We start from the raw sequence: 16296 nt of genomic DNA, 5'->3' as shown, positions 1-16296 counted from the left end.
TCCAAAGCGGGGCATCCAGTAAGAACGGCGCGGCTGATTTGGCCGTGACTTTCGCCAGATGCCGCCTGCGCAAGGCGGCGAGGTCAGGGAAGAGAGCATGAGACTGCCGCGCGAGATCGGACCCATCCACTTCGTCGGGATCGGCGGGATCGGCATGAGCGGCATCGCCGAGGTGCTGGTCAATCTCGGCTATGTCGTGCAGGGTTCGGACGCCTCCGACAATTACAATCTCGACCGCCTGCGCAAGAAGGGCGCGAAGGTTTCGGTCGGCCACAAGGCCGAGAACGTCGACGGGGCCGCGGTCGTCGTCGTCTCCACCGCGATCAAGCGCGACAATCCGGAACTGATGGCGGCGCGCGAACGGCGCATTCCCGTGGTGCGTCGCGCCGAGATGCTGGCCGAATTGATGCGGCTGAAGAGCTGCGTCGCGATTGCCGGCACGCACGGCAAGACCACGACGACCACGATGGTTGCAACCCTGCTCGACGCCGGCGGGCTCGATCCGACCGTGATCAACGGCGGCATCATCAACGCCTATGGTTCCAACGCGCGGCTAGGGGCCGGCGACTGGATGGTGGTGGAGGCCGACGAGAGCGACGGCACGTTCCTGAAGCTGCCGACCGATGTCGCGATCGTCACCAATGTCGATCCTGAACATCTCGATCATTTCAAGACGTTTGACGCCGTGCAGGACGCCTTTCGCCATTTCATCGAGAACCTGCCGTTCTACGGCTTTGCCGTGATGTGCATCGATCATCCCGTCGTGCAGACCCTCGTCGGCAAGATCGAGGATCGTCGCATCATCACCTACGGCGAGAATCCGCAGGCCGACGCGCGGTTGCTCGACCTGACGCCAACGGGGGGCGGATCGAAGTTCAAGGTCGCGTTCCGCGATCGCAAGACGGGCGCCGTGCACGAGATCGCCGACCTGATGCTGCCGATGCCGGGTCGCCACAACGCCTCCAACGCGACGGCTGCGATCGCGGTCGCGCGCGAGCTTGGCGTGTCCGATGAAGATATCCGCAAGGCGATCGCCGGCTTCGGCGGCGTCAAGCGCCGCTTCACCAAGACCGGCGAGTGGAACGGCGTCACCGTGATCGACGATTACGGCCATCATCCGGTCGAGATCGCGGCGGTGCTGAAGGCGGCGCGGGAATCCACCAACGGCAAGATCATCGCCGTGGTGCAGCCGCATCGCTACACCCGCCTGCAATCGCTGTTCGAGGAATTTTGCACCTGCTTCAACGATGCCGATGCAGTGGTCGTTGCCGACGTCTATGCCGCGGGCGAGACCCCGATCGACGGCATCGATCGCGATCATTTCGTCGCGGGCCTGCGCGCCCACGGCCACCGCGAGGTGATCCCGCTGCCGGCAGCCACCGAGCTCGCCGGCATTGTGAAGGGAATTGCCAAGTCAGGCGATCTCGTCGTGTGTCTCGGCGCCGGCAACATCACGCAATGGGCGTACGCACTGCCGGACCAGTTGAAGGCGTTGGGGTAGGGCGAGCGGATGTCGAGCCATCGTCGACCACCGCTCGTGTGGCCACCCCTCTCCCTAACCCTCCCCCGCAAGGGGGGAGGGAACCCATCCGCCGGTGCCTTCCTAACTCCATCAAAGGATCAGAGTGCAGCTGCGATGTCAGGTGAGGCGAGCACGCTGGTTAGGCTCCCTCCCCCCTTGCGGGGGAGGGCTGGGGAGAGGGGTAAGCCCCGAGCGCTGGCCAACAACGTCATGGTCGGTGCGGCATGAGCTTCCCCGACATCACGCCCTCGCTCAAAGCCGCGATGCCGCAATTGCGCGGGCGGCTGCTTGCCAATCAGTCGCTGGCCGAGCTCACCTGGTTTCGCGTCGGCGGTCCGGCGCAGGTGCTGTTCACACCGGCGGACGAGGATGATCTCGCTTACTTCCTTGCGCATCTCGCCAGCGACATCCCCGTCTATGTCGTCGGCGTCGGCTCCAACCTGATCGTACGCGACGGCGGCATTGCCGGCGTGGTGATCCGGCTGGCGCCGCGCGCTTTCGGTGAGGCGACTGCGAACGGTGATGTCGTCATCGCGGGCGCGGCTGCGCTCGACAAGCGCGTCGCGGAAGTCGCGGCCGCCGCCAATATCGGCGGGCTCGAATTCTATTTCGGCATTCCCGGTACGATCGGCGGCGCGCTGCGCATGAACGCGGGCGCCAATGGCGGCGAGACCAAGGACGTGCTGATCGAGGCGCGCGGCGTCGGCCGCGACGGCACGAAGCACATCTTCGCCAACGCCGACATGAAATTCGTCTACCGCAACAGCGGCGTCGATCCCTCCATCATCTTCACGTCGGCCCGCTTTCGTGGCGAGATCCGGGATGTCGAGGCCATCCGCGCGCGGATGGCCGACGTGCAAAGCCATCGCGAGACGGCGCAGCCGATCCGCGAGAAGACCGGCGGGTCGACCTTCAAGAATCCGCCCGGCCATTCCGCCTGGAAGCTGGTCGATGCCGCCGGCTGCCGGGGCTTGCGCGTCGGTGGTGCGCAAGTGTCGGAGATGCACTGCAACTTCCTGATCAACACCGGCGATGCCACCGCGCACGACATCGAGACGCTGGGCGAGACCGTCCGCGAACGCGTCAAGGCGAATTCCGGAATCGAGCTGCACTGGGAAATCAAGCGGATTGGAACTCCCGGCTAATTTGGAGAGGCGACGAGAGACTATGCGCATCACCATCCTCTTCGGCGGCTCCAACCGCGAACGTCTGGTTTCCGTCGCGTCAGCCCAGGCGCTGCACCAGGCGCTCCCCGAGGCCGATCTCTGGTGGTGGGACGTCGAGGACAACGTTCACACCGTCCAGTCGAAGCAGTTGCTCGAACATTCCCGGCCCTTCGAGGACGAGTTCAAGCCTGGTACGCGCGGCATTCCGCTGGCGCAGGCGCTCGACAAGGCCAAGGCGGAAGACCGCGTCCTCGTACTCAGCCTGCATGGCGGCGGCGCCGAGAATGGCGAATTGCAGGTGATGTGTGAAGCGCGCGGCGTGCCGTTCACCGGCTCCGGCTCGGCCTCCTCGCATCTCGCCTTCGACAAGATCGCGGCCAAGCGCTTTGCCGCGCTCGGTGGCGTGACGCCGCCCGAGGGCATCGCGCTCGAGAATATCGATGAGGCCTTCGCCGAATATGGAAGGCTGATCGCAAAGCCGGCGCGCGATGGATCGAGCTACGGCCTGATCTTCGTCAATGCCAAGCAGGATCTCGTCGCCGTCCGCAATGCGGCCAGGCACGAAGAATATGTGATCGAGCCCTACATCGCCGGCGTCGAGGCGACCTGCGGCGTGCTCGAGCGCATCGACGGCTCGCTCATCTCGCTGCCGCCGATCGAGATCATCCCAGGTGAGGGCAATTTCGACTACGCCGCAAAGTACCTGCTGTCGACGACCCAGGAGATCTGCCCGGGCCGCTTCACCGCCGAGGTCACCGCCGCGCTCAAGAGCCAGGCGATGCTCGCGCATCGTGCGATGTCCTGCGCCGGCTATTCCCGCTCCGACTTCATCGTCTCGGAGAAGGGGCTGATCTATCTCGAAACCAACACGCTGCCCGGGCTGACCAAGTCCTCGCTCTACCCCAAGGCGCTGAAAGCCGAGGGCATCGCGTTTGCCGACTTCCTCCGCGACCTGATCGAGCTGGCGGTGCGGCGGGTGCGGAAATAATTAGGATTGGTTAACGGCCGAGAGGGCGAAAACGGCCGTTTTGGTGCCCAAAGCCGGTAAAATGCCGGAGATCGTGGCATAACTGCCTCACCGAGCTGGGCAAAAAGCATTCTTCGTTAACGAACTTTACCTTTTGTTTACCAGGAAGTCCGAAGGTTAACGCTGGCGGCGCATATGGCGTTTTGGCTGCCGGCGCGTGAGCTGTTTCGGATTGTCCCCGACCGGCGAACGCTTTGAAGGGGAGCGGTTTCTTCAGCCGAAGACCAGTTACCCGGCCCGGCAAGTTCGAGACGTCATGTTCGCCAGGACCCGCGCGGTGTCGTGGGCAAACTGTTGACGAGCTCGTGCAATGGATGGTGCAGGAAGCCTCTCCCGGTCGTTTTTGAGATCGCTGAGGCCCCAAGCTGATCTGAAGGCGGCCGCTATCGGAGCGGTCGTGCTTCTGCGCGAGTGGGTACAGGACAAGCGCGCCGAGAAGCGCGCCGCTGCCAAGCAAAAAATCAAGGCCAAGGCGGTCGTCGAACGCGAGCCGCCGCCGCATCTGATCGCGGTCGTCGAGCGCTATCTGCCGCGCCGGGTCGGGATCAGCATGACCGTGCTGCTGCTGATCGGCAGCTGCGGCCTCGGCATCGTCAAGGGCGGCCATCTCCAGGATTTCATCACCGCTGTCAGCGACGCGCGCAACGCCATGGCCAATTCGGCCGGCTTCCGCATCACTTCGGTCGTGATCAACGGCCGCAAGCAGCTCAGCCAGGACGAGATCCTCGCGATCGGCGGCGTCAGCGGCCGCTCCTCGCTGCTGTTCCTCGATGCCGACGACGTCCGCGACAAGCTCAAGGCCAATCCCTGGATCGCGGATGCGACCGTGCTGAAGCTGTATCCGGGCCAGCTCATGATCGAGATCACCGAGCGCAAGGCGTTCGCGCTGTGGCAGGAGGCCGGCCGGCTCTCCGTCATTGCCGACGACGGCGCGCTGCTCGAACCCTATGTCTCGCGCCGGTTCCTGTCGCTGCCGCTCGTGGTCGGCAAGGGCGCCGACACGCAGGCCCGCGACTTCCTTGCGCTGCTCGCCCGCTATCCGCAGGTGAACTCGGTGACGAAGGCCGCGATCTATGTCGGCGAGCGGCGCTGGAACCTGAGGCTGAAGGACGGCCTCGACATCCGTCTGCCCGAGCAGGACGTCGGCAACGCGCTCGCCGCGCTCTCCAAGCTCGACAAGGACGACAGGCTGTTCTCGAAGGATATCGTCGCGATCGACATGCGCCTGCCCGACCGTCTGGTGGTGCAGCTGTCCGATGACGCCGCCAAGGCGCGCGAGGATCTGTTCAAGGACAAGAAGAAAAAGAAGGCCGGGGACGCCGCATGACCGGTCTTGATCGCACCCAGACGCCGAAGATGCGCCCGATGCCGCACAAGCGCGCCGGTCTCGTCGCCTGCCTCGACATCGGCACCAGCAAGATCGCCTGCATGATTGCCCGGCTGAAGCCGTCGGCGCCGAGCGAGGCCCTGCGCGACCGTACCCATGCGGTCGAACTGATCGGTTACAGCCAGATCCAGTCGCGCGGCATGAAGGCCGGCGCGGTGGTCGATCTCGCCGAATGCGAGCAGGCGGTGCGCCAGGCCGTCGGGCTTGCCGAGAAGATGGCCAAGGTTCGGGTCGAGTCCGTTTTGCTGTCGGTCTCCGGCGGCCGGCTCGCGGGCCAGCTTGTCGAAGCCGCAGCCGATATCCGTGGCGGCGCGGTGACGCCGGCCGATGTCAGCCGCGTCACCTCCACCGGCATGCGCCACGCCACCGGCGAGGGCCGCACCGTGCTGCACGCGCTGCCGGTCGGCTACACGCTCGACGGCGTCAAGGGCATCCGCGATCCCCGCGGCATGGTCGCGCATCAATTCGGCGTCGACATGAACGTCGTCACCTGCGACGCCACCGTGGCGCGGAACCTGATGCTGGCGGTGGAACGCTGCCATCTCAACGTCGAAGCCATGGCGGCGAGCCCCTATGTGGCCGGCCTGTCGGTGCTGACCGACGACGAGGCCGATCTCGGCGCGGCCGTGGTCGAGATGGGCGCGGGCACCACCACCATCGCGGTCTATTCCGGCGGCCGCTTCGTGCACGCGGCCGGTTTTGCGGTCGGTGGGCAACATATCACGATGGATCTCGCGCGCGGACTCTCGGCGACCATTGCCGATGCCGAGCGAATCAAGACGTTATACGGCACCGTCATCACCGGCGGATCGGACTCGCGTGAGCTGATGTCTGTACCGACAGCCGGTGACGATCAGGATCTGCCGCAGATCGTTTCGCGCGCCACCATCGCCAACATCGTCAAGCATCGTGCCGAGGAAGTCTTCGAAATGGTTCGGGACAAGCTGAAGGATTCGCCCTTCGCGGCGGAGCCCAAGGGCCGTGTCGTGCTCTCCGGCGGCGCCTCGCAGCTCACCGGCCTCGTCGAGCTCGGAACCCAGATTCTCGGCCGGCCCGTGCGGGTCGGACGTCCGCTCGGTTTTGGCCGGCTGCCCAACGAGGCGAAGAACGCCGCGTTTGCGGTGCCGGCCGGACTTCTCGTCTACCCGCAATATGTTCACCACGAACATGTCGAACCGCGGCATACGCGGCAGCAGGTCAGGACAGGAACGGGCGGTTATTTCGGAAAGGTCGGGCGATGGCTACGCGAGGGCTTTTGATGACCGCTTTCCCCAATTGTCGATTTTCACCAACTCCCGCGGCCGCAGGCCGGGGCGAACCCACGCGCGCGTGATCGAGAGGCAAACATGACCATCAGCATCAACGTTCCTGATATTCACGAGTTGAAGCCCCGCATCACCGTGTTCGGCGTCGGCGGCGCCGGCGGCAACGCCGTCAACAACATGATCACGGCGGGCCTCCAAGGCGTCGACTTCGTGGTCGCCAACACCGATGCGCAGGCGCTGACGATGTCGAAGGCGCAGCGCATCGTGCAGATGGGCACCGCGGTGACGCAGGGCCTCGGCGCCGGCTCGCAGCCGAACGTCGGCGCTGCCGCCGCGGAAGAAGTCATCGACGAGCTGCGCGATCATCTCTCGGGCGCCAACATGGTGTTCGTCACCGCCGGCATGGGCGGCGGCACCGGCACCGGCGCTGCTCCGGTCATCGCCAAGACCGCGCGCGACATGGGCATCCTCACCGTCGGCGTCGTGACCAAGCCGTTCCACTTCGAGGGCGGCCGCCGCATGCGCACCGCCGAAGCCGGCATCAACGAGCTTCACAAGGTCGTCGACACGCTGCTGATCATCCCGAACCAGAACCTGTTCCGGGTTGCCAACGAGAAGACCACGTTTGCCGACGCCTTCGCGATGGCCGACCAGGTGCTCTACTCGGGCGTGGCCTGCATCACCGACCTGATGGTCAAGGAAGGCCTGATCAACCTCGACTTCGCCGACGTCCGCGCCGTCATGCGCGAGATGGGCAAGGCGATGATGGGCACCGGCGAAGCCTCCGGCGACAAGCGCGCGCTCACCGCCGCTGAAGCCGCGATCGCCAATCCGCTGATCGACGACTCCTCGATGAAGGGCGCCAAGGGCCTCCTGATCTCGATCACCGGCGGCAAGGACCTCACCCTGTTCGAGGTCGACGAAGCCGCGACCCGCATCCGCGAGGAAGTCGATCAGGACGCCAACATCATCGTCGGCGCCACCTTCGACGAAGCGCTCGATGGCCTGATCCGCGTCTCGGTCGTTGCCACCGGCATCGAGCAGGCCGCGATTGCCCGCAACACCCAGGGCACCAGCGCTCCGGTCGCAAACGCCGCACCGCAGCAGCTGCAGCAGGCTCCCGCTGTCCCGGCCGCCGCTGCCGAGAGCCGTCTCGCCGACCTGACCGCGCGCCTCCGTGCCGACAACCAGCGTCTGGCCGAGCGCGCCCAGAAGCTGGAATCGCAGATCCCGGCCGCACCCGCCGCTGCCGCGCCTGTCGCACAGCGTCCCAATGTCGAGCGTGCGGCGCTTGCCGCCATCGCCGCTGCCGTGTCCGAAGTTCCGTCGGCGCCCGCGCCGCAGACCTATGGCGACGTCACCGTGCGCCCGATCGCGCAGAAGCCCACGCTGTTTCCGGAGCCCGAGCAGGCGCCGGTTGGCATGCATGAGCCGATGACGCCGGAAACCTTCATCCCGCCGCAGGCCGAGCGTGCTCCGGCCCGCGCCCCGCGCATGCCGCGCCTCGAGGAACTGCCGATGCCGGCCCAGGCCGAGCTGCGTCAGGCCCGTGGCGAGGTGGAAGAGGAAACGCCGCAGAAGACCCGTCTGTCGCTGCTGCAGCGCCTTGCCAATGTCGGCCTCGGCCGGCGCGACGAGGAGACCGAGGCCCCGATCGCCGCCCGGACCGCCGGTCCCGCCATGCCGGCGCTGCCCGATCGCAAGCCGCAGCGGACGGTGCAGCAGCAGATCGCCGCCAGCGAACCGGTGTCGGAATACGCCCGCCGGCCCGCGCCGCAGGGACTCGACGCCCATGGCCGCCCCGCACCTGTTGCGCCGGCGCCACAGGGAGACGACCATCTTGATATCCCGGCCTTCCTGCGCCGGCAGGCGACCTGAGATTTGTTACAATAAGGCAGATGCAGAAAGGCCCCGGCGGGAAGCTTGCCGGGGCCTTTCCTTTGGTCCCGTGCATATCCGGATTGCGCGTTCAAGCAACTGATTTTAAATCATTAATTACCTGTTCGGTGCATCAGTAAAGCTGCCGACAACGGCCCGAAACTCCGGCGCAATTTGGTTAAGCCTTGGCGCGAATACGGCAGGTTTGGGGTAACAATCGGTAAAAAAGCGTGAGTTGGCGCTGTTTGAGGCAGTGACTATGGTTCGGTGTGACTTGGGGATACGGAGATTCGGACGGTCGATCTCGATCGATCAGTCGGGTCTAGTATAAGTCGCAGTGGTCGTAGTGGGGCGGTTCCTGATGAAATTTAGCCGGCAAACAACGCTTCGTGCGCAAGCCACCGTGGCAGGCGTGGGCGTTCATTCCGGTCTTCCCGTCACCCTTACGCTTGGACCTGCACCCGTCGATGCAGGTCTTATTTTTGTCCGCACCGGACTTGAGGGAAGTGACCGCGAGATCCAGGCGACCGCCGAGCAGGTGGTCGCAACCGATTTCGCGACCGTCCTCGGCGACCGCAATGGTCCGCTGATCTCCACCGCCGAGCATGTGCTTGCTGCGCTGCGGGGCATGGGCGTCGACAACGCCATCATCGAAGTCGATGGTCCGGAAGTACCGATCATGGACGGCAGCGCCGCGGCCTTCATCGCGGCGATCGACCAGGCCGGCATCGTCAACCAGCCGGCGCAGCGCCGGTTCATCCAGGTTTTGAAGCCGATCTCGGTCAAGATCGGCGATTCCTTCGGCGAGATCCGGCCCTACGCCAACGGCTTCCGCGCCGAGGTCGAGATCGATTTCACCAATCCCGTCATCGGCCAGCAGAGCTACGGCTTCGACGTGAGCCCCGAGCGCTTCCGCCGCGAAGTCGGCCGTGCCCGGACCTTCGGTCTGATGGGCGATGTCGCCAGGCTCTGGAGCGCGGGCTATGCGCTCGGCGCCTCCTTCGAAAATACTATCGTGTTCGACGAGGAGCGGCTGCTCAACACAGAGGGCCTGCGTTACGCCGACGAATGCGCCCGTCACAAGGTTCTTGACGTGATCGGCGATCTCGCTCTGGCCGGCCTGCCGCTGCTTGGTGCTTATCGCTCGGTGCGTGGCGGTCACAAGCTCAACCACGCCGTCCTGACCGCACTGCTCGCCGACCGTAGCGCCTGGCGGGTGGTCGAGGGCGAGGCGGCCCGCCGCACCACGCGTGGCGTTGTCGAGGTCGGCAGCGGTATCGTTGGCGGCCGGATCGCCGCGGCCTACGGGCCGGACGTGTCCTGAACGGCTGCCCCAAGCGGCATTTTTATCGGGGAAACTCCTGGTAACCATGATCGACTAGGATTGCGGCGTTTTCGCCTTAATCCGGGCGGAATGCCTGCCTATCCGATGGGTTAACAATCGTTTTTCGGTTACACCGACGTGGTCGCATGGCAGGCACCACGGACACATTTCGCGCCCGTGACGGGGATCACGGGCTGGCGGGCACCGCATCACAGGGCGTCAGGTCTCAAATTCATGTCGGCACAGCGTATGACGCGCGGATATCTCTTGGTTTCACCGCGAGCCCGTGGGCTGCTTCAGGCTGCGACTCTCTTCTTGCTCGCGTTGCCGCTGGCCGGTTGCGGCACCGGCTCGCTCTGGGACAAGTTCACCGCCAAGGACGATACCTTCGTCGAGGAGCCTGCCGACAAGATCTACAATGAGGGCTTGTACCTCATGAACGAAAAGAAGGACATGAAGGCGGCGAACAAGAAGTTCGAAGAGGTCGACCGCCAGCATCCCTATTCCGACTGGGCGCGCAAATCGCTGCTGATGTCGGCCTACGCGTCCTATCAGGGCGGCGACTATGACAGCTGCATCGGCGCTGCCACCCGTTACGTCACGCTGCATCCCGGCAGCCCGGACGCCGCTTACGCGCAATACCTGATCGCGGCCTCGCATTACGACCAGATTCCGGACATCAACCGTGACCAGGGCCGCACCGAGAAGGCGATCGCCTCGCTGGAAGAGGTGGTGCGCAAATATCCGACGTCCGAATATGCGACCTCCGCCAAGGCCAAGATCGAGGGCGCACGCGACCAGCTCGCCGGCAAGGAAATGGCTGTCGGCCGTTACTACATGGGCAAGCGCGACTACACCGCCGCGATCAACCGCTACAAGGCCGTGGTGACGCAGTATCAGACCACGCGTCACGTCGAGGAGGCACTCTATCGCCTCACCGAGTCCTACATGGCGATCGGCATCGTCGGCGAGGCCCAGACCGCCGCCGCCGTGCTCGGGCACAATTTTCCCGACAGCCGGTGGTACAAGGACGCCTATAATCTTGTAAAATCCGGCGGTCTCGAGCCGAGCGAGAATCAAGGGTCCTGGATCAGCCGGACCTTCAAGGGGATTGGCCTCTAAAGGTCTCGGCTAGGAAATCTGGTTCCATGCTGGCGCGTCTGTCGATCCGTGACATCGTCCTGATCGAACGGCTCGATATCGAATTCGCCACCGGACTTGCGGTTTTGACCGGCGAGACCGGTGCGGGCAAATCCATCCTGCTCGATGCCTTTGCACTGGCGCTCGGTGGCCGCGGCGACGCCGGCCTCGTGCGCCATGGCGCGGAGCAGGGGCAGGTCACCGCCGTCTTCGATATCCCGAAGAATCACCCCGCGACGAAAATTCTGGCCGAGAACGGGCTCGACGACACCGGCGAAATGATTCTCCGCCGCGTCCAGCTCGCCGACGGTCGCACCCGCGCCTTCATCAACGACCAGGCGATCAGCGTGCAGACGCTGAAGGCGGTCGGCGCAGCGTTGGTCGAGATCCACGGCCAGCATGACGAGCGCGCGCTGGTCGATGCCGCCACCCATCGCCGCCTGCTCGATGCCTTTGCCGGCCTCGAAAAGGATGTCGCAGCCGTCGAAGCGCTCTGGGACGCGCGCCGCAGCGCCAACACCGAGCTGGAAGAGCATCGCGCCGGCATGGAGCGGGCCGCGCGTGAGGCCGACTATCTGCGCCACGCCTCCGACGAGCTGAAGCAGCTCGCGCCGAAGGACGGTGAGGAGACCTCGCTCGCCTCACGCCGTACCACCATGATGCAGGGCGAGAAGATCGCCTCCGATCTGCGCGAGGCGCAGGAGGTGGTCGGCGGTCATAATTCGCCGGTCGCGGCGCTGTCGGCCGCGGTACGCAGGCTGGAACGCCGTGGCGTCAATTCGCCGGCGCTGGTCGAGCCCGCGGTGAGGGCGATCGACATCGCGATTAATGCGCTGGAGGAGGCCGATCAGCACCTCCAGGCGGCCTTGGCTGCGACCGACTTCGATCCGGCCGAGCTCGAACGCATCGAGGAGCGGTTGTTCGCTCTGCGCGCCGCCTCGCGTAAATATTCGACGCCGGTCGATGGCTTGGCCGCACTTGCCGCACGATATGCCGCCGACGTCGTGCTGATCGATGCCGGTGCCTCGCGCCTGAAGAAGCTGGAGCAGGCCGCGATCGAGGCCGATGCACGTTATGCGGCGGCTGCGCAAAAGCTCTCCGCGGCGCGGCAGAAATCGGCCGAGAAGCTCAATAAGGCCGTGAATGCCGAGCTCGCCCCGCTCAAGCTCGAACGCGCAAAATTCATCACGCAGGTCACGACCGACGAGGCCGCGCCGGGTCCGCAAGGCTTCGATCGCGTCGAGTTCTGGGTGCAGACCAATCCGGGCACCAAGCCGGGGCCGATGATGAAGGTCGCCTCCGGCGGCGAGCTGTCGCGCTTCCTGCTGGCGCTTAAGGTCGTGCTGTCCGACCGTGGCTCGGCGCCGACGCTGGTCTTCGACGAGATCGACACGGGTGTTGGTGGCGCTGTCGCGGACGCCATCGGTGGGCGCCTGGCGCGGCTCGCCGGCAAGGTGCAGGTGATGGCCGTGACCCACGCTCCGCAGGTCGCGGCCCGCGCCGGCCAGCATCTCTTGATTTCCAAGGATGCGATGGACAAGGGCAAGCGCGTCGCCACCCGCGTCAACGCGCTGGCCGCCGACCACCGCCGTGAAGAAATCGCCCGCATGCTCGCCGGCGCCGAGATTACGGCCGAGGCGAGGGCGGCTGCCGACCGGCTGCTCAAGGCGGCGACGGCCTAGACCTCGTGTCCCGGACGCGGCGCGTCGCGCTGCATCCGGGGGAACAAGTCCCGACCTGCCTTTACCCTCCCGCCCGCTCCGTCGTATCCAAGCACCATGGCAAGAGCAGCAAAATCGAAACCGCTTCGTGACGTTGCCGACCTCACCAAGGCGCAGGCCAAGGTCGAGCATATGCGGCTGTCGCTCGAGATCGAGGGACACAACGAGCGCTACTATCAGGACGACGCGCCGACCGTCACCGACGCCGAATACGACGCCCTGCGTCAGCGCTTCGATGCGATCGAAAAACGCTTTCCGGAATTCGTCAGTGGGGACTCGCCCTCACAGAAAGTCGGTGCGGCGCCGTCCGGGCGTTTCAGGAAAGTGCGGCACTCCGTTCCGATGCTGTCGTTGGACAACGCCTTTGCCGACGAGGACGTGCGCGACTTCGTCGGCCGCATCGTGCGCTTCCTCAAGCTCGACGACGACAAGATCAATTTCTCGGCCGAGCCGAAGATCGATGGCCTGTCGATGTCGCTGCGCTACGAGGGCGGCGAGCTCGTCACGGCGGCGACGCGCGGCGACGGTGCGGAAGGCGAGGACGTCACCGCCAACATCCGCACGCTCGAGGACGTGCCGCACAAGCTGAAGGGCCGCAACATCCCTGACATCTGCGAGGTGCGCGGCGAGGTCTATATGACCAAGAAGGCGTTCCTCGCGCTCAACGAACGGCAGAAGGCGGCCGGCGATACCATTTTCGCCAATCCACGCAATTCGGCGGCAGGCTCGTTGCGTCAGAAGGATCCGACCATCACCGCATCGCGTCCGCTCGGCTTCTTCGCCTATGCCTGGGGCGAGATGAGCGCGATGCCCGAGGATACGCAGAGCAGCATGATCCACTGGTTCGAGCGCTGCGGCTTCAAGACCAATCCGTTGACGAAACTCTGTCACTCCGTCGAGGAGCTGATCGCGTTCCACCAGAGCATCGAGGAAGAGCGCGCCGAGCTCGACTACGATATCGACGGCGTCGTCTACAAGGTCGACCGCATCGACTGGCAGGAGCGGCTCGGTTTCGTCTCGCGCACGCCGCGTTGGGGCATCGCGCACAAATTCCCGGCCGAGCGCGCCCTGACGGTGCTCCGCGATATCGAGATCCAGGTCGGCCGCACCGGCTCGTTCACACCGGTCGGCAAGCTCGAGCCGATCGGTGTCGGCGGCGTGATCGTGCAGAATGTCACGCTGCACAACGAGGACTACATCAAGGGTATCGGCAACAAGGGCGAGGTGCTGCGCGAGGGGCGCGATATCAGGATCGGCGATACCGTCGTGGTCCAGCGCGCCGGCGACGTGATCCCGCAGATCGTCGACGTCGTCCTCGACAAGCGGCCGAAGAGCGCCAAGGAATTCACCTTCCCGAAGAAGTGCCCGTGCCCGCTGCATACCGATGTCGTGCGCGGGGAGACGGCCGCTGGTGAGGAGGAATCGCGCGCCCGCTGCACCGGCGAATTCGCCTGCCCCTATCAGAAGATCGAGCATCTCAAGCTGTTCGTGTCGCGGCGCGCCTTCGACATCGATGGCCTCGGCGAGAAGCAGCTTCAGTATTTCTTCGACGAAGGATGGGTCAAGGAACCCGCAGATATCTTCACGCTGGAGAAGCGCAATTCGAAGCTCAAGCTCGAGGAGATCGAGGGTTACGGCGCGACCTCGGTGCGCAATCTGTTCGGTGCGATCGAGAGCCGGCGCAGAATTGCGCTGGAGCGCTTCGTCTATGCACTCGGCATGCGGCATGTCGGCGAGACCACGGCGCTTGCACTGGCGCGCGGCTACGGCTCCTGGGATGCCTTCCACGATGCCTGCCTCAAGGTCGCCAAGGGCGACGAAGAGGCGATGGCGGAGATGGACGCGCTCGACCAGATCGGCGACACCGTGATCAAGAGCATCGCCGATTATTTCGGCGAGAGCCATAATCGCGGCATCGTCGAGCGGCTGACCAAGGAGGTCGAGATCGTCGACGCCGAGAAGCCGAAGAGCAACTCGGCCGTCGCCGGCAAGACGGTGGTGTTCACGGGCTCGCTGGAGAAGATGACGCGGGACGAGGCCAAGGCGACCGCGGAGCGGTTGGGCGCCAAGGTCTCGGGCTCGGTGTCGAAGAAGACCGACCTCGTCGTCGCCGGCCCCGGCGCGGGCTCGAAGCTCGCGGACGCCAACAAGCACGGCGTCAAGGTGCTGACGGAGGACGAGTGGCTGACGCTGATCGGGGAGTGAGGGGCGTTCGCGCCTCTTGCTCTTCTGTCATCGCCCGGCTTGACCGGGCGATCCAGTATTCCAGAGACGTACGTTGGAGATCTCGCTGCTGCTACTGATGCTGCGGCGTACTGGATGCCCCGGTCAAGCCGGGGCATGACAGCGAGGTTGGGGCGCTGCTGTGGGCGTCCCTCACATCATCCCCGTCTCTTCCTCTTCCGCCTGCTCGATCAATTCCTCGCTCACCACCAATTCGCGGCGCGGGACGACGAAGATCATCATGCAGGCGCAGAGCAGCGAGATGGCGAGGACGGCCGATGTCAGCGGCAGCGTCGTTGCGGAGTGGCCGCCGAGATAGGCGCCGAATTGCGACATCAAGGCACCGATGCCCTGCTGCAGGAAGCCCATCGCGCCTGACGCGGTGCCGGCGGCTTCCGGGCGGATGCTGATGGCGCCGGCTGCGGAATTTGCCATCACGAAGGCATTGCCGACCATCACGATCATCTGCGTGCCGAACAGCCAGGCCGGTGCTTCGTTCCAGCCGGTAAAGCTCCAGAGCAGGTTCAACAGGCTGCCGCAGAGTTGCAGGCCGAGTCCGAACCAGATCAGCTTCTCCAGCGAGTGCCGCGGCGCAAAGCGCACGCAGAGCAGATTGCCGACCAGATACGCAAAGCCCGTCGTTGCGAACCACGCGCCGTATTCGGCGCTGGTCCGCCCCATCTGCGTCACCACGATGTAGGGGCCGCCGCCTGCGAAGGTGAAGATGATCTGGGACGCCAGCACCTGGCACATCACATAGCCGATGAAGGCACGGCTCTTGATCAGAGTGCCGACGTCGCTGCGAAAGCCGCCGCTGCCGACCGCGCGGTCTCGGCGCGTCTCGGGTAACGCGATCGCGATGCCGATTGCGACGACGATCGCGGCGATGGTGACGGCGTAGAAGATCGCGCGCCAACCGAACGCGGTCTCGATCAAGCCGCCGGTGAGCGGCGAGACCATCTGGCCGATCATCAGGGCGGCGACCACGAGGCTGATCATGGAGGCCACGCGGTCCCGCTGGTAGATGTCGCGGATGATGGCGCGGCTCACCACCATGCCGGAGGCGCCGCCCAGCGCCTGGAAGAAGCGCGCTGCAATCAGTTGCGGCAGGGTTTCGGCGAAGATGCAGGCGACGCTCGCCGCCACCATCAGCGCGAGGCCGCCGAGCAGCACGGGGCGCCGGCCGAACCTGTCCGACAGCGGCCCCATGATCAGCTGCGACAGCGCGATGCCGACCATGTAGAGCGACACCGTCATCTGCGCGATCGAGATGTCGCGGCCGAAATTCGTCGCCAGCACGGGTAGCGCCGGAACCAGGATGTAGAGCGAGATCGGCGCGATCCCGGTCATGACGACCAGCAGCAGCAACACCACGCGCGAGGTCGCGATGTTTGTCGTCGCCGCGTCCTGCGGCCTGCTGATCATGCCGTGCATGCGTGTCCGTCTCTCGAAGTCGAATCGGACTGTAGCGTGCTCGCACAAGACGGATATTGGCGTTTCGGAATGCGGCCATACCGATTCCGGGACTGTTATAATCACAGTGCGCAGGAAGCCGTCGTTTTACGGGGAAGCGTGGCGAGGAATGCACCAAGTCAGCCGCGATCGCAGGCAAAAGCGGCTGAGCCTTGCGCAAACCGCGTAGT

Annotated in this window: 11 protein-coding genes; 10 read left to right on the top strand and 1 reads right to left on the bottom strand. The window is 65.2% G+C overall.

The features are described 5' to 3' along the window. Positions 1-97 precede the first annotated feature (97 nt). The 10 genes from murC to ligA all read left to right on the top strand — a co-directional run bounded on the left by murC (position 98) and on the right by ligA (position 14635). Complete coding sequence (murC, locus tag NLM31_RS32615) at positions 98-1501, top strand: UDP-N-acetylmuramate--L-alanine ligase (RefSeq protein WP_254194971.1); 1404 nt, start codon at positions 98-100, stop codon at positions 1499-1501. 245 nt (positions 1502-1746) lie between these two features. Further along, positions 1747-2667 carry a UDP-N-acetylmuramate dehydrogenase gene (murB, locus tag NLM31_RS32610; RefSeq protein ID WP_254194970.1) on the top strand — a complete coding sequence of 307 codons (921 nt, stop codon included), beginning with the start codon at positions 1747-1749 and terminating at the stop codon, positions 2665-2667. A gap of 22 nt (positions 2668-2689) precedes the next feature. Continuing rightward, complete coding sequence (locus NLM31_RS32605; RefSeq protein WP_254194969.1) at positions 2690-3676, top strand: D-alanine--D-alanine ligase; 987 nt, start codon at positions 2690-2692, stop codon at positions 3674-3676. A gap of 349 nt (positions 3677-4025) precedes the next feature. Then, entirely contained in the window at positions 4026-5042 is a 1017-nt protein-coding gene (locus NLM31_RS32600) for a cell division protein FtsQ/DivIB (RefSeq protein WP_254133382.1), read from the top strand. Continuing rightward, entirely contained in the window at positions 5039-6361 is a 1323-nt protein-coding gene (ftsA, locus tag NLM31_RS32595) for a cell division protein FtsA (protein WP_254133381.1), read from the top strand. The genes NLM31_RS32600 and ftsA overlap by 4 nt, the downstream gene beginning before the upstream one ends. An 87-nt stretch (positions 6362-6448) precedes the next feature. Then, the gene (ftsZ, locus tag NLM31_RS32590) at positions 6449-8245 is read left to right on the top strand and encodes a cell division protein FtsZ (RefSeq protein WP_254194968.1); all 1797 of its coding nucleotides are present in this window, start codon (positions 6449-6451) and stop codon (positions 8243-8245) included. A gap of 361 nt (positions 8246-8606) precedes the next feature. After that, positions 8607-9569: a UDP-3-O-acyl-N-acetylglucosamine deacetylase gene (lpxC, locus tag NLM31_RS32585; RefSeq protein ID WP_254133379.1), complete on the top strand. Its 963-nt coding sequence runs from the start codon at positions 8607-8609 to the stop codon at positions 9567-9569. Between the two features lie 234 nt (positions 9570-9803). Continuing rightward, positions 9804-10691 (top strand): outer membrane protein assembly factor BamD, encoded by an 888-nt coding sequence (locus NLM31_RS32580; RefSeq protein ID WP_254133378.1) that lies wholly within the window; start codon positions 9804-9806, stop codon positions 10689-10691. A gap of 26 nt (positions 10692-10717) precedes the next feature. Beyond that, positions 10718-12391 (top strand): DNA repair protein RecN, encoded by a 1674-nt coding sequence (gene recN / locus NLM31_RS32575; protein WP_254194967.1) that lies wholly within the window; start codon positions 10718-10720, stop codon positions 12389-12391. 96 nt (positions 12392-12487) lie between these two features. Continuing rightward, complete coding sequence (gene ligA / locus NLM31_RS32570) at positions 12488-14635, top strand: NAD-dependent DNA ligase LigA (protein WP_254194966.1); 2148 nt, start codon at positions 12488-12490, stop codon at positions 14633-14635. A gap of 171 nt (positions 14636-14806) precedes the next feature. Here ligA and NLM31_RS32565 read toward each other — a convergent pair whose 3' ends face one another. Continuing rightward, entirely contained in the window at positions 14807-16087 is a 1281-nt protein-coding gene (locus NLM31_RS32565; RefSeq protein ID WP_254194965.1) for a multidrug effflux MFS transporter, read from the bottom strand. Positions 16088-16296: the final 209 nt, after the last annotated feature.

Origin of the sequence: Bradyrhizobium sp. CCGUVB4N, assembly GCF_024199945.1 — a bacterium.
Lineage (GTDB): Bacteria > Pseudomonadota > Alphaproteobacteria > Rhizobiales > Xanthobacteraceae > Bradyrhizobium.
Note: the sequence above shows the minus strand (reverse complement) of the source record. Positions and strands in the feature narration are given on the sequence as shown.

Bases quoted from the DNA above. Each gene is read 5' to 3' on its own strand.
- murC (WP_254194971.1), top strand. From the start codon at position 98: ATGAGACTGCCGCGCGAGATCGGACCCATCCACTTCGTCGGGATCGGC.
- murB (WP_254194970.1), top strand. From the start codon at position 1,747: ATGAGCTTCCCCGACATCACGCCCTCGCTCAAAGCCGCGATGCCGCAA.
- NLM31_RS32605 (WP_254194969.1), top strand. From the start codon at position 2,690: ATGCGCATCACCATCCTCTTCGGCGGCTCCAACCGCGAACGTCTGGTT.
- NLM31_RS32600 (WP_254133382.1), top strand. From the start codon at position 4,026: ATGGATGGTGCAGGAAGCCTCTCCCGGTCGTTTTTGAGATCGCTGAGG.
- ftsA (WP_254133381.1), top strand. From the start codon at position 5,039: ATGACCGGTCTTGATCGCACCCAGACGCCGAAGATGCGCCCGATGCCG.
- ftsZ (WP_254194968.1), top strand. From the start codon at position 6,449: ATGACCATCAGCATCAACGTTCCTGATATTCACGAGTTGAAGCCCCGC.
- lpxC (WP_254133379.1), top strand. From the start codon at position 8,607: ATGAAATTTAGCCGGCAAACAACGCTTCGTGCGCAAGCCACCGTGGCA.
- NLM31_RS32580 (WP_254133378.1), top strand. From the start codon at position 9,804: ATGTCGGCACAGCGTATGACGCGCGGATATCTCTTGGTTTCACCGCGA.
- recN (WP_254194967.1), top strand. From the start codon at position 10,718: ATGCTGGCGCGTCTGTCGATCCGTGACATCGTCCTGATCGAACGGCTC.
- ligA (WP_254194966.1), top strand. From the start codon at position 12,488: ATGGCAAGAGCAGCAAAATCGAAACCGCTTCGTGACGTTGCCGACCTC.
- NLM31_RS32565 (WP_254194965.1), bottom strand. From the start codon at position 16,087: ATGCACGGCATGATCAGCAGGCCGCAGGACGCGGCGACGACAAACATC.